This is a genomic window from Opitutia bacterium ISCC 52, assembly GCA_014529675.2.
Lineage (GTDB): Bacteria > Verrucomicrobiota > Verrucomicrobiia > Opitutales > UBA2995 > UBA2995.
Genome location: CP076040.1, coordinates 2,435,038 through 2,458,868, shown reverse-complemented (window position 1 = coordinate 2,458,868; position 23,831 = coordinate 2,435,038). Strand labels below are relative to the sequence as shown.

Genomic DNA, 23,831 nt, shown 5'->3' with positions numbered 1-23,831 from the left:
ATCAAAACTCTAGAAATTACTTTTCATGCCAAAAAGGTGGCCAACGGAACTTATAAGGCTTCGTCCAGGTTTATGATTTCGGAATGCGTTTTTCCCATGCTTTTTTATTCGGATCCAAGCGGCTGGCGAGAATCAAAAGTGTAAGCTGGCCTTTTGAGCAACTTCTATCTTTCCAGAATCTAGACTTCCAATTCTAGATCCATGAAACCTGAAATGTAGACCATTCATAGACAACCCGTCGGCTCGGGGTTGGCTAACATTTGCACCGCCTTCCAGGAGTGCATCAATCATATCGATACTTCCGATAGCACTTGCTATATGCAAAGCAGTTAACCCATTCCAATTTGATCCGATGTTGGGGTTTTGTCTTTTCGAAAACCTCAGTTGTCCAGGCTAATTCGAACTACTGACTCAAACGATGTGACGTACATATTTTCCTCCGCAGCATCGAAACATAGGTTGGTCGCGGGGCTTGGCAATGGAATCGTGGCGAAGAGTTTTCCTTCTGGAGAGATTACTAATATTCCGCCTGGGCCTGTTGTGAAAATGTTGCCACTAGAATGCATTTTCATTCCATCAAACCAGCCTACAGCGTCTTCAGGAAACGGACCGTCGAAGAATAATTCTTCGCTTCCGGTAGCTAAATCAATACGCATCATTTTCGGTTCAGCCATGTTAGAGCTATTGACATATAAAAATGACTCATCCACTGAAAGTGCGAGACCGTTGGGAAAGTCTATACCCGACGATATAAGATTCACACTTTTTGCGATTGGATCTAAAACGTAAACACCATTAAAATTCTTTTCGCGTAGCTGAAAATCGAATACGATCCGCTTCGCTGCCGGGTCACTTCGAGGTAAATCCGCGAAACCGTAGGGCGGATCCGAGAAATAAATTAGTCCGTCCTCAGAAATCGCCAAGTCGTTGGGGCTATTATATCGCGATCCTGCGTAATCAGAGGTTAAAGTGGTGTAATTTTCCGGCAGAGGAGCGTCGAGCGGCACAGAAACTAATCGCCTATCGCCATGTTGACAGAGTATCATTTCGCCATCAGTGATCGCCAAACCGTTCGCACCTAGGAGCAAACCGTCAGGATACGAAGGCGAAAAGCCCGTTTCGCCACTTTTAGGGAGGAAGAAGCTAAACCCGTCTGATTCAGACCAAGAGTAGACAGAGTTCGCCATTATATCCGAAAAGAATAATCGTTCGCCTTCAGAATCCCAGACCGGTCCTTCTCCCAAGCCCAAGCCGTCCCGTAGCGTCGACAACACAACAACATCTGGAAGAAATGCTGCTCCACTTTGATCGTTAAACTCTATGTCAAGAAGCAGTGCATCTGAATTATGATCGCTTCCGATGGTGAGTTTTAAGGGACAGGTCGCAGCAATTAGAGCGACTTTGATCATCCAAAAATGCTTAAAATTAATCATGATATTTTGTTCTAAGGACAGCTGCAAATTAGATATCAACCTTTTCAACCTTCCGAACTACAAGGCCTTCTTGAAAGCCGCCTTCTAGCATGGGGCCAAGCAAGTCACCTATTCCCTGTTCGGTTCTCCATGCTAGATACTTATCGTAATCCGAATGCGAACTCCAGTTAGATAAGGCATAGAAAACCGATTTTTCTTGGTCTTCAAAAATGTCAACGCCCTTGCAGCCCTCGAAGGACCGCGTTTCAACAAGAGCGGCGGCCAGCATTGATTTGAATGCTTCGGCTTGGTCTTCTTTAACCACGAACTCGGCTATTATTTTAATTTCTATCATATGGATGTTCTAATTTCCGCCGTCTATTCCACCGAGCACAGTCATGAAAGCTATTTTCCATTGACCGTCTTCTTTCACTAACGTCCTGTGCTCCTTGCTTTTGCCCATTAACTCGTCTTTGCCATTAAACACGAGTTGATCGTATATGATGGAAGCAACACTTTGCCCTACGTGAAGAACCTCATTCTCCATCTTTACATACCAGCCAGTATCTTCACCCCAATTTTTGGCCCAGTCCCTGTAGCGGTTTTCGATAAACCAAACTCCTTTAGTTTCCGAATAATTTCCGTTTTTCCCTCTCATGTTACGCAGGGCATTCGGATTCGGGCTTGATACCCAACTGCTCAAAACAGTATCCAAATCCTTATCATGGCCCGCGTTTGTTTGGCGGAGAACAGTCGCCTTTACCACTTCCTCCTCATTGATATGATCCAGCAATGGATAAGTAGAGTAACCAGCCTTGCTAACTCCCATGACTAGGCCGAGTTGGTTGCTTCTCATATCCCTAAGCTCCCCCATCTTCATTTCTTCTCGGTAGCCCGACTTTGTAGCTGCTTCCATTAAAGGAGTCGATGGAGGTGCTTTGTTCTTATCTATTAGGTGAACGGTTGCATAGGGGGCGGTCTTTTCTGGCCCGCTTACACCCGTTAGCTTCAGCAGAGACCAGTTCGATAAAGACCTCTTCTCATTGACCAGTAATTGATGTGCGTCTCCAAAGATGCCTGACTCGATTCTAAGATATTCATTCTCTGAATCTTCTCGAGGTGTCATCGCATCCCATTTGATCGCTATCGAATCAGAGATAGAAAGCAATTTCTCCCAACCCTTGTCTCCTTTTGTGTCCGTCTCGATTTTCCATAATGACGTTTCGACTATTTCCCGTACAGTACTAGCATTAACATCATGCTTGCTCTGAAAATTTTGTATTCTTTTTTCTGGATACAGATTTTGGAGAACTGCATCCAGATCTATAGTATCCTCAGCCTCAATCTTCAAAACCTTGAGGGTCGCAAAGTCGTAGGACTGCTGGCTGGATCGCCAAACGCTCCAGCTCTCGATTTGCCGCTCGCGGATTAACGTTTTGTGGTAGTTCGACCAAGTTTCCTCAACCTCCAAATACTCACCGATCTTTCCATCCTTGACCTTCATCTTGTCCAATAGGACGTAAAGGCTTTCTGCTCCTAAGGTGAAAGGGGCAAGGCAACCCACTACAATCAATGTTAGTGATTTTCTGATTAAAAGGCAGTATTTCATAGATGTGTTAACTTGATTCGAGAAGATCCAAAGAAGCACTAGCATATTATGTGCCAATCATGCGCCATAAAGATCGCTCGTTTAAAATTAATCACTAGGCTAGGGAGCTCGCAGCAAGCTCACCGCATTGAAGAGCGTAAGAAGGAGACAACGTTTACAAGGAACGTCGTTACTCAGGAGGACAACCCCCACCACCGCGGCTTCGCCGCTAAAAAGCAAATTCCTATCAGTAAGATTTGCTTCACGAGCCATTGAAAGTCTGAAACGGTATGGCTTCTGTCGCTACATCAGGTTCCGGGTCAGCAGTTCGCTGGGACTAGAGAAGCGGAGAATTGAACTCGATATTGCTCAAAACTGGGATCACTAGAGAAGCAAATAGTGGAGTAAAACTCCTTTTACCCAAAAAAATCTAACCGTTCGGACCAATACGTATTGTGAGCGCGGGTGGAAATGGCGGACCACCCCGACCCCCAGATCAGTATTGTCTAATTATTGTCAATATGCGTGTATCTCAGTGCCTATTCCATGCAATGGGATGCCAGTTATCAGGCCCTTGTTAGTCTGTAAGTCACTTTTTATGAGTATCTTAGCCGCTCATCTTACGGCTCCAAAGAACTTGGAGGTCGTTGACAAGCCTGAGCCAGAATCGCCTGCGGAGGAGGAGGTCCTCGTCCGTGTTAAAGCGGTGGGCATCTGTGGTTCAGATCTCCTCATTTATGCCACCGGTGCGATTGGCTATACCAAAATTGAAGGTCCCTTCACGCTCGGACATGAGTTCATGGGTGAAGTTGTGGCTTGGGGAGACAAGGCACAGAGTGGCCTTCATGGACCTTTGTCTGCAGGGCAACGGGTAGCTGTCGAACCTGCGGTTCCTTGTCTGACATGTGAACTTTGCGAAGCCGGTCATCCAAACCTTTGCCCCAATCATTATTTCTATGGCCTATATCCGACCCACGGTGCTCTCTGCGAAGAATTGATAGTGCCAGCCCGGAATTGTTTTCCGATTTCTGACGAAATCATTGATGGCGGTGGCACTTTGCTGGAGACTTTAGGAGTGGCTATTCATGCTTTGGATCTGGCAAAACTGAAAGTTGCCAAATCAGTCGCCGTGATCGGTTGTGGTCCGGTCGGACTACTTATCCAGCGATTGGCAGTACTTTGCGGTGCGAGTGCCGTTTACGCCATGGATCCTTTAGCTTGGCGAACCGAATTAGCCAAAAGCTGGGGCGCTACTGAGGCCTGGCCAGTTAAAAGTGGTGAGGCGCTCTCAAAACTTCAGGACGCAACAGTGGGCAGAGGAGTCGACGTGGTTATCGAAGCTGCTTGGGCCGACGACTCAGTTGATCATGCCATGGAAATGGCGGCTTACGGTGGACGGGTGGTATTAGTCGGAATCCCGCCCGATGATAAAGCTGGTTTTTCTCACTCTATTGCCCGGCGGAAGGGGTTAACGATCATGATGGCTCGCCGGATGAAGCATACCTACCCGCGAGCCATACAATTGGCTTCGGGGGATTGTCCCGATGTTCCGCTCGACGAATTGATCTCAGAATATGTTTCCTTATCCAATACGGGAGACGCTTTTGCCAAGAACTATGCGTATGCCGAAGGAGTGAATAAACTGGTTATTCGGTGCTCTTGAAAGTGGTACGAGGAAAAACCCTTCCGGATCCGAAAGGGTTTTTAGAAAAACGATAAGTGGTGGCTTATTCTTCGGGCTTGGTCTTTTTCAGACCGATGACGCGTTCGCCATCCTTCCATTCGCCGCGTTTCTTGAGCAGCTCTACGCGCTCGAAACGTTTGAGAACCGTTCTGTTTTTGGATCCTGCACCACCGGCAGGTTTAAAGGAATTGTGCTGAGACATATCTCTAATTTGGCTTTTAAGGCCGGAAAGTTGAGTTCTTTTGGGTGAGCTTTCAAGGAGAAACTTTAAGAAATTCCTTCTTCGGCCCAGGCTAGATAACTCACTGAAACTTCTGACAACTCCGTTGCTACCCATTGGGGCGTGTCGTAGGGGTGATTTTTAAGAACTAACTGCTGGAGTTCCTCAAACTTGGAATCGACGCATTTTAAGGTAATTCGATACTCTTTTGATTCCTCAAACGCGTCATTCCAGCGATAAATGGAAGTAATGGGAGCGCTGATTTGCACGCAGACGGCCAATTTGGCTTCCACGCATTGTTTGGCTAGAGTCTTTGCTTGTTCGAGGGTCTCGGTGGTAGTCCAGGCTATCTTCATTTTCGGGTGGTTAAAATTCAAACAGTATTCATGAAAAAACCCATTGCCAAAGGTCAAATTACCAACCAAGTTAGCTCGTTTTTATGAGGACTCAGCCCGTCTGAAAGGGATGTAGCCCCATCAAAATCCGCTTTAAGCCCATTTATCAAACCTGAGACCTCCTGTGAGAGACGATTACCTAAAAGAAGCCAATAAACTAATTCCGGATCCGAATATCCTGGTTAATCTGGTATCACGCCGCGTTAAACAGCTGAAATTCGGTCAAAAACCCCTCATCGAATCTCTCGAGAGATTGGATCCTGAGGATATTGCGCTCAGGGAGATCATTGAAGGAAAGATCAGCTACGAGTTAGCTGAGGATTAATCCTTCTTAGACTGATCTACCCAAAGTCGAACGTCGGGAGGCACCCGTTTGTGTGCTGGGTATCCCGCTATGGCCAAAAAAAAGAAAGGCAAAGAACGACTTACTGAGATTCGAAATGCGAAAGCGTTTCGAAACTACGAGATTGGTGAGAAGTTCGAGGCTGGGATTGCCCTTCGAGGAACGGAGGTAAAATCGATCCGCAACAGCAAGGCGCAGATCAATGAAGCTTTTTGTCGTGTCGAAAACAACGAGGTGTTCCTTTATCATGCTCACATTGCGGAGTACGATTTCGGGAACTTAAATAATCATGCACCGCGTCGTCCTCGAAAGCTCTTGCTCAAACGTCGCGAAATTAACCGCATCCGAGGCGCCCTTGAAGCCCAAGGAAAATCACTTATTCCTTTGCGAATGTATATGACACACGGATTAGTGAAAATTGAAATTGCACTTTGTCTGGGAAAAAAGCTTTACGACAAACGGCACGATCTAAAGAAAAAGGTGCAAATGCGCGAAATGGAACGCGCCATTAGACATCGATAATTATCCGAACTATTTATGAGCGAATCCGTTGTTGTTAAGATCCCAGCCAGCACATCCAATTGCGGAGCTGGATTCGATACTCTTGGAATGGCGCTCGGTCTATATGGATCTGTAAAGGTTACTTTGCGGTGCGATGACAAAGTGACTTACTTGGGGGAATTAGCCGACTTTCCACAAGCAGCTGTAGATATGGTCAGTGAAGTAAGGCAACGGTTCGCTTCACGTATCGGAAAAGCTGCGACTGGATTTGATTTTAATATCGAATCAGAAGTGCCCATTGCTCGAGGGCTCGGTTCCAGCGTAATTCTCCGTGGTGGTGTATTAGCGGGGTTAAATCATCTTGCAGACTCGCCACTCAGCAAGGACGACCAAGTCGCATTGATCTCAGATATTGAAGGTCATCCCGATAATGCATCGGCTGCCATCCTAGGTGGATTTACGGTTGCTCGGTACTGTCCTGAATCGAAGCAGTATATGGGGACCCAAAAATTTGACGTCTCAGAGGCGCTTGATTTTGTTGTGATATCTCCCGATCTGGAAATCAAAACTGATGATTCTAGAACGGCATTGCCTACTGAGATTGCATTTCCAAAAGTCATCAGCAGCTTGAATAGTCTATCCTGCTTGGTGGCTGCTTTTGCTTCAGGCAACTATGAGGCGCTTTCTGCATCCCGCGTAGATCATATCCATGAACCGTATCGTTTGCCGAACATTCTGCATGCGAGCGAATCGATCCAGGCAGGAATGGATGCCGGAGCCTACACGGGTTGGCTCAGTGGTAGTGGTAGCAGCTTGTTGTGTGTGACAGATGCTTCCAGGTCTTCTGATGTTCTTCGTGCTATGGAAAGCGTTTTTGTGGGAGGAGAGCAGACTTTCAGCGCACGTGTTCTAAAAGCCTGCAATCAAGGTGTCTCGATTCAGGAGTAAGTTGCTGTGCTTCACATCGTTTTATATTGTCCTGAGATTCCACAAAATACGGGGAACATTGGTCGTACTGCGGCGATAACCCGATCCAGGCTTCATTTAATTAAGCCCTTAGGTTTCACCATTTCCGAGAAACACCTCAAGCGAAGCGGAATGGATTATTGGGTTGATCTGGACCTTCATATTCACGAAGATTGGCAGGTGTTTCGTAAGAGTGCCTTTGCGCCTAAACGGCTTTGGCTTTTTACGACAAAAGCAGATCATTCATTCTGGGACGTATCCTATGAAAAAGACGATGGTCTGTTGTTTGGAAATGAGGGGCATGGAGCACCTGAATGGTTGCACCAAGAAGTGGGAGAGGCATTTCGGGTCACGATTCCTCATGCCAACCCCGATCTCCGATCCTTGAATTTGGCAACGTCTGCAGGCATTGCCACCTTCGAGGCATTGCGTCATTTGCAATAATCGATAAGGGTACTAGTTCTCTGTTCCCAGGTAAACGTGCTTCCAGGGATGGTGGTTTAGCAGAGTAGGGTAATAATTTTTAACTGCAGGGTGTTTCAGATAAACACTCGTGTAGAAATAGAGAGGAATGATGGGCTGTTCTTCTACCAGCAGTTCCTCTGCCTTTCCCAGCAGATCATACCTGACTGCTTGATTCGCAGAACTGTGTGATTGTTCTAGCAACTGATCGTAATTTGGTGAGGTCCAGCCCGTAAAATTGTTACCCGATTTGGACGACATTACATCGAGGAAGGAAATGGGATCCTCATAATCAGCCACCCAGGATGCTCGCAGAATATCAAACTCTCCTGATTCACGTGATTGCGTGTACACCTTCCATTCTTGGTTGATGAGTTCAATTTGAATACCGAGTGAACTCTGCCAGGTATGCTGAATCGCTTCAGCGATCGCTTTATGATTTTCAGAAGTGTTGTAGAGATAGGTGAGTTTTGGAAAGTTTTCTCCGTTTGGAAACCCTGCTTCATTGAGTAGCCGTTTCGCTTGAGCTTCGTTTTCGGATCCAGACATGGGCACAGTGTAACCTGCAGTTTCAGGTGGAGTGAAATGCCAGGCTGGTTGTTGTCCTCCTTGAGTTATTTTTTCCGTAATCAGATTCCGATTTATCACCAGGCTCAGTGCTCTTCTTACTCGGGGATCGTCTAGAGGTTTTGTGCGAGTATTGAGCTGCAGATAATAAGTGCCCAAGTAGGGATCGATCTGAAGTGCTGGGTCTTCTTTATCGCGGTAATGTTTCACCTGCGATGTAGGCATAGCTTCAGTTATATGCAATTGGCCTCCACGATAGGCACGTTCCTCCGCCTCGCGGTTTTCCGTAGGATAGAAGTAAATCTCCTCCAAGCGGGTGGTGTCATTGTCCCAGTAATGAGGATTTCGCACCAATTGCAAGCGTTCATTGATTCGCCAATCAACGAGTTGGAATGCTCCACTTGAGACCAGATTACCTGCTCGGGTCCAGCCAGTGGCACGACCCAAAGGATCTCCGAATTGACTAAGCACTTTTTCAGGAACGGGATACCAGGCAGGATGGGAGAGTAGTCGCAAAAAGTAGGGAGTAGGATTTTCTAATTCCAAGATAAGCTTGCGGTCATTTTCGACTCTTACCCCGACTTCTGACCAAGCTACTTTCCCTTCGAAGTAGGATCGGGCGTTTTTTAACACAAACAAAAGGTAGGCGTTTGCCGCTCCCAGCTTTGGGTTGAGCATGCGCTTAAAGCTGAAAGAAAAGTCTCTGGCGCTTAACGGAGTTTGGTTATTCCATGTTAATCCTTCCCGAAGATGAAAGGTGTAGGTTTTTCCGTCATCAGAAACTTCCCATGAGCTAGCCAAGCCTGATACCGGACTCAGGTCTTCAGGAGCCTGCCCGACTAATCCCTCAAATAACGCACTTAAGGTTTTTATCTCGCTGATTCCTGTAATGATGTGGGGGTCGAGCTCTTGAAGTTCAAGACCGTTGCCCACGTGCAGGATTTGTTGAGCGATCCCGTTCTCAACGGGTGTTGTTTTCTTTTTGCAAGCCGTCGAAAGTGCCAAGGACAAACTGGCAAATACCAGAATTGTAGGTCTACGAAACAAAATTGGAAAAAGCTTAGTAATAATACCGCTACGATTCGCTCAGTCTGAGCATACTTCAATCTCTTTTAGTAACCAATATCTCTATCGAGACTTCTATATTGGATGGCTTCCAAAAGATGATTCATCCCAATTTTCTTTTCTTTTGAGATATCTGCGATGGTTCGGGCTACTTTTAGGATCCGGTCGTAGGCACGTGCACTGAGCTTTAGTTGCTCCATCGCTTGTTGTAGCGTGTCGCCCATGGCTTGGTCGAGTTGGCAGAACTCCCGGATATGCTTTTGAGACATACGTGAGTTGCTGGAGGTTCTTTCACCTTTGAATCGCTCTCGTTGAATTTGCCTTGCTGCTGCGATGCGCTCACGAATGGTCTTCGAGTCTTCACCAGGCTTGGCATTTCTAAGCTCATCGATCGATAAAGCAGGCGCTTTTATATGCAGATCTATTCGATCAAGAAGTGGGCCGCTGATCTTCGATCGATAACGCTGAATCTGGGCGGGTGTGTCGGTGCAATCTTCTCCGATATAGCCACAGGGAGTCGGATTCCTGAATCCTGACCTGGTTATCAAGTATTTGCGGAAGTAGGGGACTAAAAAGGGACTTTTTCTGGTAACCGCGATGAATCCACTTCACTTGAAGGTTCTTTTGCAGAATTGATGCATATGATTCCAATGACACTGTTCTGGTCTAGGTAAGGAGGAAATCCTCGCGATACGGATTCAGGTGGCGGGTAAGGCTTCCGTGTCCCGGTAATTGATAATAGATCAAAAGAACGAGTGCGATCTCAACACCTTCGCCAGTGCCCCTGTCGTATAGGGATCTCCCTTAAGCTTGACTGGATACTTTGGATCTTGCTACGGCTCTGATGATGAAAACTTATGCGGCTGCGTTTTTAGCGTTGCTCCTTGCGATACCAGCGGGAGGGCAAGTGCAGCTGTGCAAGCATGAATCAGGACCCTTTCATGTTCAGACCGAGCCAGATTGTGATGGTATGCGAAAACATAGCGACCATCATGATCATCACCATGAAGATGACCATAGCCAGCACCATTCTGCTGGGGAACATCATGAGCCCTGTTCACACGACATTGTCTCGACGGATAATGAGTATGCGTCCGTAAATTCAGATGTCAGCGGTGCCCTTTTGACATGGGTAGCAGCTCTACCATCCGAAGATTTTTGCTCACTAGATCGCTTTGAAAACAAGGAAGCCAAGTATCTGAGTTCTTTGACGCGGGGACCACCGGTCAAGAATTGTCCTTTAGGATACTTCGCGTTAAGTATCCGTCTTTTGATCTGAAGCTTCGTTTCGTAACTGAAACTGTCTTGTCCTGTACGTGTGTGCAGGATGTAGGCCCAAGTCGCCATGCCGTGCGACTTTTTCGACCCTTAATCCCTACGAAACATGCTTCATTATGCAACAGATACAACTTTCGATATGTCGTCTGACCTCTTGGAATCGGACGGATCTACGATCTAAATTCATTCCGCTTTGTTCAATCCTGATCCCCTTTTTGTTTGTTCACTCTGAGGAGGTTCCAATAGGCATTGCAGTTAATCGCGCTGTTAAATTTGCGCAGATTGATATACTTGAACAAGCGGCTGCAGATGAAGCCAAGGGATTTCAGGAATCAGCGGCTCTCATCTCTAATCCTTCGTTCTTTTATGAGCGGGAAAATTTGCGAGGGTCGAACAGGGCTGATGACTCCCGAGAAACAACCACAGGAATTTCAGCACCGCTCGATTTTATTTGGAAGCGATCAACCCGTATCGACTCCGCCCAGTTAAAAGGCGAAGTGACTGCTTACCAGATTGAGGATCAGCGCAGGCATACGGTTCGTGAAGTTTCTCTGGTGTTTGCGCAATATGCAGCAAATCGCCTGGAGCATGAACGCCATGAAGCTGCCCATGTAGCCCTGGATAGAGCGCGGGAATTTGCGAAAGCAGCCGTAGACAGCGGGGATGTTTCTCCAAGCTTGTTCCAACGTGTTAACTTGGCTGTTTCCCGCCATGCTTTTCATGAGAATCGGATCACTAGCCAGCAATTGGATATACTCTCCCGCTTCAGTCAACTGACCGGCGTTGAGGGCAGTATCCCTTCAATTTCCGATATGGATTGGATGGTACATTCATTTTCAGAGAGGGATAACGTTCGCGAAATAGCTTTGCTAAATCGACCCGACCTCAAGGCTGCTAAAGCGATGCATGAGTGGAAACGAAGTGAACGCAAACTTAGCCAAAAAGAGGGCCTGCCAGAACTATCGTTGGAAGCCGCCCACATGGAGGACAATAGAGGGAGAGACGGCCTCTTTCTTGGACTCGCAGTGGAAATCCCCTTGTTTGACCGGAATCAAGGAGCAGTATCACGAGCACATGCAGAAGCTGTTCGGGCAGAAGTAGCCTACCACCAAGCGGTTCGACTCATTAAAGGTCAGGCCGTTTTCGCCTATGATCGCTGGCAACAAGTAAGTAAAGCTTGGCAGGACATTAACGAGCTTGGTGCCGCTTCTGACAATGCTGCAACGCTTCTAAACATCACAGCGGTGAGATTTGAAGCAGGAGAGACTAGCCTGCTTGAATACCTCGATACTGTTGAAGCTTACTTAGAGATTTCTGAAGAAGAAATTGAACTACAAAAGTCACTGCGGATAGCAGCCATCGATCTAGCCTACGTCACCGCAACTTCAACCACTCATCCCTAATTTATCAGCCCATTTAATTATGAAACGCTTTGGAACATTCAAATCACCTTTTCATCCCATTTTTGCTTCTTTCAGTTTGAGTCTGACTTGGTTACTTTACGGTTGTGGTGAGTCAGCCTCTCTCCACAGCCACGATGACGATGATCATAACCATTCGCAGCATGTGGAAGTCGATGATCATGGACACGACCATGTCGAAGTAATTTCAATCACTCAATTTACTGAGAAATCAGAACTGTTCATGGAACACGGTCAGTTAGTTCAAGGCAGATCTGAGCAGCTTATTATTCACCTTACCCGTATCCCTGAATTCGCTCCGGTTACAGAAGGCACACTCGAAATTCGCCTTGTGCATCCATCGGGCGAAACCTATACCGTGTCAGCCGACGCGCCGGTAAGAGACGGAATCTATTTACCCACCATTACCCCCACCTTTTTCGGGGAGGTTAGCATGGAACTTCACCTTCGAGGCTCGCAGCTGGAGGATGTACACGTCCTTGATTTTGTAGAGGTGTTTCCGTCAGTCGATAAGTTGCCTCATGATCACCCGGAAGACTCAGAGAATCCGAATGAAATAGCCTTTCTAAAAGAACAGCAGTGGAAAATCGATTACGAGACTGTGGTAGCCACGCGTCGACCCATTCAAAATGCGGTATCTTCAATAGCCCATTTGCGGCTGCCGATTAATGGACAAGCTTTGGTACCAGCGCCCGTAGGAGGAATCGTAAGTTTTAAAAACAGTGAAACCAATATGGAGCTGGGCTCCGGAGTAAGAAAGGGACAGGTCTTGCTGACAATAGAACCTGATGCTTCTTGGACAGGAGGACTTTCCAAGCTAGTTGAGGAATATCAATTGGCGAAAGCGGAGTTGAGCCGTGTTGAAAGTCTGAAAGAAAGCAACGCCGTATCAGATAAGCGGGTACTTGAAGCTCAAATAAAGTACCAAACCCTCCGAACAGCGGTAGACAAAACAGGTTGGCAGAGTGATTTGGACGACTTCTCTAATCTTCATACCAAAACGAATTCACCCCTTGATGGCATCCTTACTGAAGTATACGTGAAACCTGGTGAACGGGTCGAAGCAGGTGATCCTCTTGCTCTAATAACCAATACTTCTCAGCTGATTCTCGAAGCTCATGTGGTGCTCGCACGATTGAGTCCAGATTCGCCGGTTACTGACGCGAGCTTTAAACCCGCCGGAAGGGAAAACATTTATAAGCTATCTTCGCATGGTGGCCAGTTACTCACACAAACACCTCTCATTAAGGATGGTAGCGGTGTGGCGCTACTACGGTTCATGTTCGATAATTCAACCCTAGGACTCTATCCTGGAACAAAAGGTACGGCCAACCTTCTTAGTGGTGATTCTGAAGAGATGCAGTTAACCGTGCCAATGACCTCGATTCATGAAGAAGAAGGAATCCCCATCGTCTACGTTCAAACAGCCGGAGAAACGATAGAGAAAAGATACCCGAAGCTGGGAGTAAATGACGGGTATTACGTTCAGGTTTTTTCTGGGATATTCCCGGGTGAACGTATTGTGACGAAAGGTGCTCCATTCATTAGGATCGCTTCACTTTCGACGAGTGAAATGGGCCACGGCCATGCTCACTAAGGAGGTATTCTATGTTTGATGCGATCATTGGATTTTCCTTAAAGAACCGCGCGTTGGTTCTCTTTTCTGCTCTCGGTTTGTTGGCCGGTGGATTTTACACGGCTTTGCGTCTACCTATTGATGTTTTTCCGGACTTAAACGCACCCACCGTAACTCTACTCACCGAAGCACACGGTATGGCTCCAGAGCAGGTGGAGGCTCTTGTTACCTTTCCCCTTGAATCCGCTGTGAATGGCGCTACCGGCGTCCGACGAGTCCGTTCGTTTTCTGCGCCAGGTATCAGTATTGTGCATGTCGAGTTTGATTGGGACATGGATGTCTATGCCGCCCGGCAAATTGTTTCGGAGAAACTTCAGGCAGCTCTCGGATCCTTACCTCCCGATATTCCGGAACCGGTTATGGCACCGATGGCGTCCATCATGGGGGAGATCATGTTGGTTGGTCTGTATGCAGAAAGGACAGATGAGGATGAAGTTGTATCTCCCATGGAATTGCGGACCATCGCCGATTGGACCATGCGTCGCCGACTACTCGCTGTACCGGGTGTTGCTCAAGTAGTTCCTATCGGAGGTGAGTTGAAGGAGTACCAAATCAATGTGTATCCAGACCGCCTGGCAGCCTTTGGGATGTCCTTGGAAGAAGTCTATGAAGCTGCCGAGGAGGCTAGTAAAAACACCTCGGGAGGGCTATTGCGCACTAAGGGGAAAGAATACCAGATTCGTGGATTGGGTCGTGCTTATACCGTTGAACATCTTGCGCGATCTGTGGTGGGTCGTCGTGGTGAAGCATCGATACTCCTTGAAGACATAGCAGAAGTACAGATTGGTCCTGCAGTCAGCTTAGGTACTGCCTCGGCTAACGGTAATGCGGCGGTGGTATTGTCGGTCACAAAACAACCAGGATTTAATACACTAGCTCTGACTGAAGGCATTGATGCTGCATTGGCTGACATACAAATCAACTTACCTCCAGGAGTTATTGTTCAAAAGGATTCCTTCCGGCAGGCCGATTTCATCAATGTGGCGGTCAAAAACGTTTTGATTGCACTGCGTGACGGAGCCCTTCTGGTAATTGTCATTCTTTTTCTGTTTCTGGGAAACTTCAGAATCACATTCATCTCAGTGTTGGCAATTCCCCTGTCAATTGCTGCGACTTTTCTGATTTTTCGGTGGATGGGATTTACTCTCAATACCATGTCGCTTGGAGGAATCGGCATCGCAATTGGGGCTCTTGTGGATGATGCCATCATCGACGTTGAAAATGTATTTCGACGGCTCAGAGAAAACCACAGAAAGCCAGCTGATTTAAAGCAAGCAGTCAACACGGTGGTGCTGCTGGCTTCTAAAGAAATCCGTAAGCCAATGGTGAGCGCTACGCTGATTATCACGGTTGTATTTCTCCCTTTGTTTTTCCTGAGCGGGGTGGAAGGCAGGTTGCTCCGGCCTATGGGCGTTGCCTATATCTTATCTATTTTTGCCAGCCTGGTGATTGCTCTGACGGTGACCCCTGTCTTAGCGGCTTTGCTGTTACCTAGGGCTCGGAACATTGGAAAAGAAAAAGAAGGTTGGATGGCCGGATTGCTGAAGCCTGTTTATAGGGTGACTTTAAATTTGGCTCTGGCTTATCCCTGGATGTCAATTGCGGGTGCTTTGGTCCTGTTAGGCAGTGCCTTGGCTGTTGCTCCCTCATTGGGAAGATCATTTTTGCCAGAATTTAATGAAGGCGCATTAACCATCAGTTACCTAACAGCTCCAGGAACTTCGTTGGACGAATCGGATGCAATGGGGCGTATGACGGAACAGCAAATTCTTGGAGTTCCCGGAGTTCTTAGTGTTCAGCGGAGAACGGGTCGTGCGGAACTGGATGAGCATGCCCAGCCAGTAAATGCGGGTGAGCTTGAAGTAGTATTAGATATTGAGGCAGTAGACCGTGAGATGGCGATGGAAGAAGCGAGAGCGGCCTTGGGCAGGATTGCTGGAGCTCAATTTACAGTTGGTCAGCCGATTAGCCATCGAATTGACCATATGCTGTCAGGCACTCGTGCGAGTATTGCGGTAAAAATCTTTGGACCAGACCTTGATCAGCTTCGTGTCATCGCCAGTGAAATCGAATCGCAAATGCAAGGGATTCCTGGAATCGTTGATTTGGCGGTGGAGCCGATGGTAAATATTCCTCAGATTTCCATCCAATTCAATCGTGAAGCGATGGCCTTGTATGGTATTACTGCTGGTCAATTGGCGGACACAGTGGACGTTGCATTCAATGGTGAAAAAGCTGGCCGAGTGCTCGAAGGTCAGAACGCCTTTGACATTGTGGTGCGTTATCATTCGAGCAGTCGTGATAGTTTGGAGGCAATTCGAAATGCTTTAGTGAATACTCCAACCGGCCAAATGGTCCCTTTGTCGGAGTTTGCTTCAGTAAACTATAACATGGGCCCCAATCAAATTGGCCGTGAGAACGCTCAAAGGAAGCTGGTCGTCCAGGCGAATGTAGCCGGTCGAGATTTGGGCGGAGTAATCGCGGACATTCAACGCCAAGTAAAAGAGAACGTGGACTTCCCCTCAGGCTATTACGTCGAATACGGCGGACAATTCGAGAGTGAGCAATCCGCTTCGAGAGCCATTACCATTCTATCGCTCGTTTCATTAGCCATCATTATCCTGATTCTATATTACCAATTCGGCAACATGTGGGATACTCTGTTTGCTTTGGTTAATCTTCCACTGGCACTAATAGGCGGTGTTTGGGCGGTTCGCCTCACCGATGGTATTGTAAGCGTGGCATCGCTGGTGGGATTCATCACCCTCTTTGGTATCGCAGCCCGAAATGGAATCCTACTGATTTCCCATTACCAAACACTGATGAGGGAAGGTGTGCCTTTAGCCGGGGCGGTAAGGCAGGGTTCTATGGAACGATTGAATCCGATCCTTATGACGGCCCTTACCGCTGCGCTGGCTCTTATTCCTCTAGCCCTTGGAATGGGTGAACCAGGAAAAGAAATAGAAGCCCCTATGGCTATTGTCATCCTCGGCGGGCTTATCACGTCCACATTTCTCAACATGATCGTTGTTCCAAGCCTGTATTCCAGATTTGGAAGGGAATATAAGGCTCACTGAATTGCCTGGGTGCCTTTACAAAGAAATCTTTCAAACAATATTTAATATACTTAAATGAATAAGTTTCTGCTCTTGATTCTAGCTACTACGTTTATCACCTTGTGCGGTTGTCTCTCAGTCGCAGAAAATTCGGAATTAGAAGATCGTGAATATTCATCACTTGGATCAACCGTTCAATTTTCGGATCGCTCGACCAATATTCAGTTCAAAGTAAATAACGACTCGGAAGCCGTTTTGATTGAGGACGCGTTCACAAAGCAAGTGGGCGATGATGTTCTATTGTATGTGAATCTAAAACTTACAAGAATCAGCAGGCTTCCGTTTGATACCCATGTTCACTTTGAAGTGTTTAATAAGAACGGGAAGCGCTTAGATTCCTCCTACCAGTACATTCGTCATCGACATTTAATCAGTAGATATTTGGGGCACAGGCACCGTGCGAGGTTTGCCCCTGAGGCAATCGTTGGTGATCTGGCCGAGATCGGACGCATTGAGTTATTTATACATTCTAGCTAAGTTTAATTGAATAGGAGTGGGCTATCCAATTTGAGGCAGATTGATCGAAATATCTTGGATAATGTCGGCTGTCTAAGGAGAGAATTTATTGTCGAATTTAGATGTTTTTGATCTTTTTAAAGCAAGATTCAGGGGACAAAAAAGGGGCAAAAAAACGTGATTTAGGGGCATTTTGCGGTATTTTACGGTTTTTGGGGATTTATCCGGGAATTCTCTAAGCCGCTTTCCTGCAATTATTTAAAGAAAACCTAGAAATTAACCTTGCACGAGTTGGGTTCATGGCTGCAACCAGCATGAAGCGGCAAGGAAGGGTTATTTTACCGGCACTACGGGAGATCGTTACATCTCCATCCTCCAAAGGTTGTCGAAGCACTTCCAGTGCGGATCGCTTGAATTCGGGTAATTCATCCAGAAATAAAACTCCGTTGTGAGCGAGAGATACTTCTCCGGGGCCAGGGATGGATCCGCCTCCTAATAGACCTACGTCGCTGATTGTATGGTGGGGCGACCGGTAGGGCCGCTGGAATCGATTTACTGGACCCTTCAGAGTATTTCCTGCAACTGAGTGAACACTCAATATTTCCAGGAATTCATCCAGGGTCGGTTCGGGCATGATGGTTGGAATGCGTTTAGCCATCATTGACTTTCCTGAGCCAGGTGGACCTATGAGCAAAATGTTATGGCCTCCGGCTACAGCCACTTCGATCGCTCTTCTCACCGTGTGCTGGCCTTTTATCTCTGAGAAATCCCCTTCATGCTCATCTTGGCTTTCCAGGGTCGCTAGAACCGACTCGGTGCTTTGAGCTGTAAGTATGGTTTGGCCCTGCAAAAACCTCACCGTTTCATCTAAGGATGATATTTCAATCACCTCAATGCCTTCGACTAAAGCGGCTTCCTGGCTCGAGGGATAGGGCAGAATGATTCCCTTTTTATTCAGTTTTCTGGCCAATAGCGCTATTGCCAGGCCGCCCTTGATGGGGCGTGTTGCACCTGAGAGGCTGAGTTCTCCTGCAATCAAGTAATCACTGACGGTATTCGTTTCTATTTGCCGCGTGGCTAAAAGGAGTCCTATGGCGATTGGCAAATCGTAAAGCGGACCTTCCTTCCTGACGTCTCCGGGAGCAAGATTGATCGTGGTCCTGGTTCTGCTCATATTAAAACCGGAGTTGGTCAGAGCAGAAAATACACGGTTTTGTGACTCTTTTACGGCGGCATCGGGCAATCCTACCATAAAAGCTTTGGGCTCTCCTTCTTCGCCTGTGTTGACCTCTACTTGGACAAGTTCGGCGTCGATGCCTAGAAGGGTGGAGGAGCTGACGGTGGCTAACATAGAGAAGGAATAACTGAGAGCTTTTCTACACGCTAGGGATATTGACCTATTTTGAAACTGAAAAGTGACTGGACCCACCGAGAACTCACTGTAAGGCTTTCCTCATGCTTGTCGGCCTTACTGGCAGTTTTGGTAGTGGAAAATCCTCAGTGCTCGAATGTTTTAGAGAACTGGGTGCTTCGGTGGTAGATTCAGATGTCGCGGTTGCTGAGGCGTATTCGAAAAATGAGCTATTTCGGTCTGAATTGAGGAATCGATTCGGAAACGAGATCTTCGATTCTGAGGGAAAGGTGGACCGCAAGGCTTTAGGAAAAAGGGTTTTTAATAATGCCGAGGAGCTTCAATGGCTTGAATCGGCCCTTCATCCCTTGGTTCGAAAACACAGAAGCCAGCAAATGGTTGAAAAGCCTGAGGCCTTGTGGATAGCAGAAATCCCACTGTTATTTGAAAAAAACCTTGAAAAAGAGGTAGAACGTTCGATATCCGTTGTATCTAGTTATTCATTACGAGTAAGCCGACTGAAGAATCGTGGATTCAGTCCCGAAGAAGTTGAAGCTCGAAGGCAGAAACAACTTCCTCAAACCCAAAAAATCTCCCGGGCGGATTTTGTGATTCTAAATGACGGTTCTATTGAGTTCCTCAAAAGGCAAGTGAAGCGCCTGTTTGAACAGCTTCATTCTTAATTACTTACGTTTCTCCCGTTCTGGTTATAGAAATTTGTAGGCCCGAGGCGCCTCAGAATTCATTTTTATCCAATATAATAAGCCCTTAATCTATTTATTCGTTAGCCCAACAGAGTTTGACCTTTTATTATGTCCGAAGACGAATCTCCCATCCAAGACAGTAGCCAGGTGAGCTCAGATAATACTGAGAAAGCTGCAAAACCGGCTCGCAAACGTGCCGCCAGGAAAACGGCCCGGAAACGCAGCCCCAAGGCTGAGTCCTCCTCAAATTCTAATGAATCTTCGAAGGCGGAAAAATCTGAGAAGCCAGCTAAGGATGATTCCTTTGATCCTGGAAATGAAGTCTCCTTCTCATTTGACCCCAACGATGTAAGCGAACCGGGACAACCGGCTGATGAAAAGCCTTCGAAGGAGCAAGCACCTGTCAAAGAGCAGAACCAAAAGCCTCAGGACAATACCAATAATAATAACAATAATCAACAGGGCGGCAGGCACCAGAACCGTAGGCAAAAGTACCAGAAGGGAAATTTTAAGAAAAAGCACGGGAAGCACAACCACCAGAACCAGCCCAAGAAGCAGGCAAAGAAGAGGCATCAACCACAGAAGGGTAGAAGAAAAGCCGTTGATTCGATCGTACTGCCACCTCTCGGCAATCTTTTGGAAGATGAGACCATCAAAAGCATAAAGGATCTTAAGTTCTTAGCTGACGAAGGATCAGGTGGTGGAGATCCCATTAAGCTCAATGATTTTTATAAACTACCGCTATTGGAATTTGTAACTGCTGTTGAGGAAGTTGGCGTAACTTTTGAAACCGCGCCCAACAAGCGGATGCTCCTGGATCTTCTGATCAAGTATGGAGTGGAGCACAAACGCCCCATCTTGGATACAGGTCTTTTATGGGTAACAGAAGATGAAGGTGCTTTCATCGTTCACGAGCATAATAATTATGTTCCTCATGCCCAGGATTTCTACGTTCCAGATCTTTTTATCAAGCAACACGGATTGAAATCAGGGCATATGATAGATGTGCAGGTATTGCCCCAGGTAGGGAATGGCTGCGGCTATGTTGTGGATTTGATTTCTGCTTCTGGTGTGGCGCCTGAAGAGATTCAACACATTACACCTTTTGAAGATTTGATTCCTTATTACCCAACAGAGCGCATCATTTTGGAGACTCCTGTTGAGGATATTAAGAATCAGGATGTCTCAATGCGGGTTGTGGATGCATTGACCCCTATCGGATTTGGTCAACGTGGATTGATTGTGGCTCCACCTAGAACGGGTAAGACGATCATTCTTCAAGGGCTGGCCAATTCGTTGGCAGCCAATAATCCAGATGCGGACTTAATCGTTCTGCTCATTGATGAGCGCCCCGAAGAAGTAACTGATTTTCGTCGTATGGTAAAAGGTGAGGTCATTGCTTCAACGTTTGACGAAGCCGCTGATAATCACGTGCACGTATCTGAGATGGTTATCGAGAAAGCCCGTCGTATGGTGGAAATGGGTAGGAATGTCATTATTCTACTCGACTCAATTACTCGTCTTGCTCGTGCCTACAATACCATGATGCCCAATAGTGGTAAGATCTTATCGGGTGGTGTGGAAGCGGGTGCTTTGCAGAAGCCCAAACGGTTCTTCGGATCAGCTCGAAATATTGAAGGAGGCGGAAGTCTTACGATTATGGGTACTGCTCTGGTCGAGACCGGTAGTAAGATGGACGAAGTTGTTTTTGAAGAGTTTAAGGGAACGGGTAATATGGAGCTCGATCTGGACCGATCTCTCTCCGACAAACGCATATTCCCAGCCATTAATTTGGAAAAGAGTGGAACGAGGAAAGAGGAGCTCTTATATCATAAGGATGAGCTACCTCGCATCTATGCTCTAAGGAGAGCTATGAAGGGTGTCCCCGGCACCGAAGCTATGGAGATGCTTATCACTCGGATGAAAAAGACCTCTACCAATATTGAGTTCTTGATGCAGGTGAATCGATAGGCTTCACTCGAGAGTCGTGAAGAGCTGTGATGAGATTTCTCTACAACTATTAGTCGAGAAGTCGATCGTTGCTCCCGAGGCGCTCGATTCGCTTAAAGACGTTTTAAAGCCGGGGCAGACCCTGATCGAGGGATTGATCTCCGAAGGTTTTCCACCGAACAGCAGATCCTCGAGCTCCTGGCTGAGGAGTTCAGTTTATCCATCGTTGATCTTTCATTTTTAGATTCAGCTCAGATTGAGCATAAATACCAGGATCGTAGTTCTATTCTTGAATCTCAAACCCTGATTTATGATCTAGGAGCAGGATCCGCAAAGGCAGCCATCATCAATCCACTGCATTTTGAACATGTAGATGAGTTGGCGCAGCAATTCGGATTGGATTTAGAACCCGTTTTGAGCGCAAATAGTGGGTTTCAAAATGCTGTACTTCGATTTTTTCCGGAGCACTCGGAAGGCCTTAAACCCCTTTATCAGGAAATTTCTGAGAAACAGGCTGAGATGACTCCGAACCTACCCAAAGGGGATTCCGACAGCCAAGATGACGGTGCAATCGTTCAATTTGTCCATTTGATTATCAAAGAAGCGTTAAAACGGGGTGCCTCCGACATTCACCTTGAGCCAATGGAAAAAAGCTTTCGAATTCGTTTTAGGGTTGATGGTGTGCTTCAGGAGACTGAAAGCCCCCCGAAGCGCCTCCAACCTGCTATTATCTCCCGAATCAAACTGATGTCCCAAATGAACATTGCGGAAAGAAGGCTGCCCCAAGACGGGCGCATCCAGCTGGACTTGCAAGACCGGCTGCTAGACTTCCGTGTGTCCTCTATTCCCAGTGCCCACGGCGAGACCATCGTTATGCGTGTGCTCGAAAAAGAAAGCCTGCAGCTGGGCCTCGGAGAACTCGGATTCTGGGAGTACGACCAGGAACAGATAGAGAAACTTATTTCCAATCCGGATGGCATTGTTTTGGTCACAGGACCAACCGGTTCCGGCAAATCGACCACTTTGTATTCTTGTCTCAACTATTTAAATAAGCCTGATCGCAAAATAATCACTGTCGAAGATCCTGTTGAGTATCAAATCTCTGGGATAAACCAAGCTCAGGCTCGCAGCGAAATCGGTATGACATTTTCAGCTGGCCTAAGAGCTATGCTTCGTCAGGCACCCTACATAATCATGGTGGGTGAGATTCGAGATCTGGAAGCGGTTGAAATTGCAATCAATGCATCCTTAACCGGGCATCTCGTTTTTAGCACCCTTCACACCAATGATGCTCCCAGTGCAGTATCGCGTCTTCGTGATCTAGGTGTTGAGCCATTTTTAATTTCAAGTTCTGTCCGTGCGATCATGGCGCAGCGTCTGGTGCGCCGTGTGTGTGCCGAATTCAGTGAGCCTGTTTCTCTGAGCGACCTGGATCTTTCTGTCATAAAAAGTGATTTGGATGCGGAGCAGAAACATGACTGGCGTGCAGGAACCGGCTGCCCAGCTTGCAACGGTACTGGCTATCGAGGTCGGATCGGAATCTTTGAAATCATGAATATAACTCCTGAAATGGAATCCCTAATCTACTCTCGTGTCAGGGATGGAGACCCAATCTCCAAGCCGCTGATACATGCCAAGCAAATTCCTGACATACTGTGTAGCTTGGTTGAGGTGGGCGAAGAAACCGGAACGGTTCCTGAAATGTTGAATCAGGTGGCCGACGATTATGAAGATGAACTCGATACAACTATATCGGGACTTACTTCCATACTGGAGCCTTTCATGATCGTATTTTTGGCCATCGTAGTCGGGTTTATTGTCATCGCCTTGTTGCTGCCCTTGATTGGGATTTTCGAGCAGCTAGGGACTTGATCGATCGTGGTATCGATTACGTTTTTTCTATCTTTAGCTGGTAGCGGTTCGAAGATTTTCGAAGACGCAGAGGAGCTGAGAAGGCAGTAGATAGATTCTTTGATGTCAGTGATTTTTTCAGTCTTCCCTGGCTTACCACTTGGCCATGACTTAATAGAAGCGCATGAGTAAATGCTGGCGTGATTTCTTCAACATGGTGAGTCACTAAAATGATAGGGAGGTCGGGCCGGCTTTTAGCTAGGCCATATACTGTCTCAAGAAAGTGCTCTCGTGAGACTGGGTCCAACCCAGCGCAGGGTTCATCCAGAATGAGGATTTCTAGTTTTGCCATCATGGATCGGGCGATGAGCAATCGCTGCTTTTCTCCTTGGGAACACGTAATCCAGGTTTTTCCTTCCAGGTTTTCGCAGCCTAGTAACTTCATATAGGTGCGAGCCCGTTCTTTGTCCTTTTTGAACATACGACCCCAGTAATTGATCTGGGCGTATTTACCCGAAACGACCACGTCGATAGCTGGCTCATTTTCTTCAATTCGCTGCTGTAGAGAACTCGACACAAGACCAATTCTCAATCGAAGGTCGTTCCAATTACTGCGCCCGAAGGTTTTGCCTAAGACAGAAATTTTGCCACTCGTGGGAGGAAAATATCCAACCAGGGTTTTTAAAAGAGAGGTTTTTCCGGAGCCATTAGGACCTAGGATTACCCAATTCTGTCCACGTTCAATGATCCAGTTTACATGGTCCAGAATCGCTTTGTCGCGCTCAATGGTTAAGTCTGTCACAGACAAAATGGTCTCCGGAGTAGGCATGCTGTGAATGACAGAGAGCTCTAGAGAAAAGACCAG

The 23,831-nt window shown here is 47.0% G+C and carries 23 protein-coding genes and 1 pseudogene; 14 read left to right on the top strand and 10 right to left on the bottom strand.

Annotated features, from left to right (window positions below; all coding sequences use genetic code 11):
* Positions 1-132 precede the first annotated feature (132 nt).
* From GA003_10430 to GA003_10415, 4 genes are read right to left on the bottom strand one after another with little or no spacing between them, the layout of a single operon-like run.
* The gene (locus tag GA003_10430; GenBank protein QXD26471.1) at positions 133-324 is read right to left on the bottom strand and encodes a hypothetical protein; all 192 of its coding nucleotides are present in this window, start codon (positions 322-324) and stop codon (positions 133-135) included.
* A 56-nt stretch (positions 325-380) separates the two neighbouring features.
* Positions 381-1,433 (bottom strand): SMP-30/gluconolactonase/LRE family protein, encoded by a 1,053-nt coding sequence (locus GA003_10425; protein ID QXD26470.1) that lies wholly within the window; start codon positions 1,431-1,433, stop codon positions 381-383.
* A 28-nt stretch (positions 1,434-1,461) separates the two neighbouring features.
* Positions 1,462-1,767, bottom strand: a complete 306-nt coding sequence (locus GA003_10420) for an antibiotic biosynthesis monooxygenase (GenBank protein ID QXD26469.1) — start codon at positions 1,765-1,767, stop codon at positions 1,462-1,464.
* Between the two features lie 9 nt (positions 1,768-1,776).
* Positions 1,777-2,916 carry a hypothetical protein gene (locus tag GA003_10415; GenBank protein QXD26468.1) on the bottom strand — a complete coding sequence of 380 codons (1,140 nt, stop codon included), beginning with the start codon at positions 2,914-2,916 and terminating at the stop codon, positions 1,777-1,779.
* A 688-nt stretch (positions 2,917-3,604) separates the two neighbouring features.
* On the opposite strand from GA003_10415, the gene GA003_10410 reads away from it, so the two are divergent.
* The gene (locus GA003_10410) at positions 3,605-4,663 is read left to right on the top strand and encodes an alcohol dehydrogenase catalytic domain-containing protein (GenBank protein QXD30404.1); all 1,059 of its coding nucleotides are present in this window, start codon (positions 3,605-3,607) and stop codon (positions 4,661-4,663) included.
* A 64-nt stretch (positions 4,664-4,727) separates the two neighbouring features.
* On the opposite strand, the gene GA003_10405 is transcribed toward GA003_10410, so the two are convergent.
* The gene (locus GA003_10405; GenBank protein QXD26467.1) at positions 4,728-4,886 is read right to left on the bottom strand and encodes a small basic protein; all 159 of its coding nucleotides are present in this window, start codon (positions 4,884-4,886) and stop codon (positions 4,728-4,730) included.
* Between the two features lie 65 nt (positions 4,887-4,951).
* On the bottom strand, positions 4,952-5,260 hold the full coding sequence (locus GA003_10400) for a divalent-cation tolerance protein CutA (GenBank protein ID QXD26466.1): 309 nt from the start codon (positions 5,258-5,260) through the stop codon (positions 4,952-4,954).
* 163 nt (positions 5,261-5,423) lie between these two features.
* Between GA003_10400 and GA003_10395 the strand changes: the two genes are divergently transcribed.
* From GA003_10395 to GA003_10380, 4 genes are all read left to right on the top strand, one after another.
* Entirely contained in the window at positions 5,424-5,624 is a 201-nt protein-coding gene (locus tag GA003_10395; protein ID QXD26465.1) for a DNA-directed RNA polymerase subunit omega, read from the top strand.
* Positions 5,625-5,693: 69 nt separating this feature from the next.
* Positions 5,694-6,164, top strand: coding sequence for an SsrA-binding protein SmpB (smpB, locus tag GA003_10390; GenBank protein ID QXD26464.1), 471 nt, complete (start codon positions 5,694-5,696; stop codon positions 6,162-6,164).
* A gap of 15 nt (positions 6,165-6,179) precedes the next feature.
* Positions 6,180-7,091: a homoserine kinase gene (gene thrB, locus GA003_10385; GenBank protein QXD26463.1), complete on the top strand. Its 912-nt coding sequence runs from the start codon at positions 6,180-6,182 to the stop codon at positions 7,089-7,091.
* A gap of 6 nt (positions 7,092-7,097) precedes the next feature.
* Positions 7,098-7,553, top strand: coding sequence for a tRNA (cytidine(34)-2'-O)-methyltransferase (locus GA003_10380; protein QXD26462.1), 456 nt, complete (start codon positions 7,098-7,100; stop codon positions 7,551-7,553).
* 12 nt (positions 7,554-7,565) lie between these two features.
* Here GA003_10380 and GA003_10375 read toward each other — a convergent pair whose 3' ends face one another.
* Both GA003_10375 and GA003_10370 read right to left on the bottom strand, forming a co-directional pair.
* Positions 7,566-9,185: a peptide ABC transporter substrate-binding protein gene (locus GA003_10375; GenBank protein QXD26461.1), complete on the bottom strand. Its 1,620-nt coding sequence runs from the start codon at positions 9,183-9,185 to the stop codon at positions 7,566-7,568.
* Between the two features lie 65 nt (positions 9,186-9,250).
* Positions 9,251-9,802 carry an ATP-binding protein gene (locus GA003_10370; protein ID QXD30403.1) on the bottom strand — a complete coding sequence of 184 codons (552 nt, stop codon included), beginning with the start codon at positions 9,800-9,802 and terminating at the stop codon, positions 9,251-9,253.
* A 324-nt stretch (positions 9,803-10,126) separates the two neighbouring features.
* Between GA003_10370 and GA003_10365 the strand changes: the two genes are divergently transcribed.
* From GA003_10365 to GA003_10345, 5 genes are all read left to right on the top strand, one after another.
* Entirely contained in the window at positions 10,127-10,303 is a 177-nt protein-coding gene (locus GA003_10365) for a hypothetical protein (protein QXD26460.1), read from the top strand.
* 294 nt (positions 10,304-10,597) lie between these two features.
* A complete protein-coding gene (locus GA003_10360; protein QXD26459.1) occupies positions 10,598-11,884 on the top strand; it encodes a TolC family protein in 1,287 nt (428 codons plus the stop codon).
* Between the two features lie 19 nt (positions 11,885-11,903).
* Positions 11,904-13,499 carry an efflux RND transporter periplasmic adaptor subunit gene (locus GA003_10355; protein ID QXD26458.1) on the top strand — a complete coding sequence of 532 codons (1,596 nt, stop codon included), beginning with the start codon at positions 11,904-11,906 and terminating at the stop codon, positions 13,497-13,499.
* Between the two features lie 11 nt (positions 13,500-13,510).
* Positions 13,511-16,615 carry a CusA/CzcA family heavy metal efflux RND transporter gene (locus GA003_10350; GenBank protein QXD26457.1) on the top strand — a complete coding sequence of 1,035 codons (3,105 nt, stop codon included), beginning with the start codon at positions 13,511-13,513 and terminating at the stop codon, positions 16,613-16,615.
* Positions 16,616-16,669: 54 nt separating this feature from the next.
* A complete protein-coding gene (locus tag GA003_10345; GenBank protein QXD26456.1) occupies positions 16,670-17,131 on the top strand; it encodes a hypothetical protein in 462 nt (153 codons plus the stop codon).
* A 214-nt stretch (positions 17,132-17,345) separates the two neighbouring features.
* Here the strand turns inward: GA003_10345 and GA003_10340 are convergent, their stop codons facing one another.
* Entirely contained in the window at positions 17,346-18,461 is a 1,116-nt protein-coding gene (locus tag GA003_10340; GenBank protein QXD26455.1) for a YifB family Mg chelatase-like AAA ATPase, read from the bottom strand.
* A 104-nt stretch (positions 18,462-18,565) separates the two neighbouring features.
* Here GA003_10340 and coaE point away from each other — a divergent pair, with 104 nt between their 5' ends.
* From coaE to tadA, 4 genes and pseudogenes are all read left to right on the top strand, one after another.
* Entirely contained in the window at positions 18,566-19,144 is a 579-nt protein-coding gene (gene coaE, locus GA003_10335) for a dephospho-CoA kinase (protein ID QXD26454.1), read from the top strand.
* A 129-nt stretch (positions 19,145-19,273) separates the two neighbouring features.
* A complete protein-coding gene (gene rho / locus GA003_10330; protein ID QXD26453.1) occupies positions 19,274-21,136 on the top strand; it encodes a transcription termination factor Rho in 1,863 nt (620 codons plus the stop codon).
* Between the two features lie 132 nt (positions 21,137-21,268).
* Positions 21,269-21,583, top strand: a pseudogene (locus tag GA003_10325) (hypothetical protein).
* A gap of 51 nt (positions 21,584-21,634) precedes the next feature.
* Positions 21,635-22,987, top strand: a complete 1,353-nt coding sequence (tadA, locus tag GA003_10320; GenBank protein ID QXD26452.1) for a Flp pilus assembly complex ATPase component TadA — start codon at positions 21,635-21,637, stop codon at positions 22,985-22,987.
* A gap of 16 nt (positions 22,988-23,003) precedes the next feature.
* On the opposite strand, the gene GA003_10315 is transcribed toward tadA, so the two are convergent.
* Positions 23,004-23,795 (bottom strand): ABC transporter ATP-binding protein, encoded by a 792-nt coding sequence (locus GA003_10315; protein QXD26451.1) that lies wholly within the window; start codon positions 23,793-23,795, stop codon positions 23,004-23,006.
* Positions 23,796-23,831 lie beyond the last annotated feature (36 nt).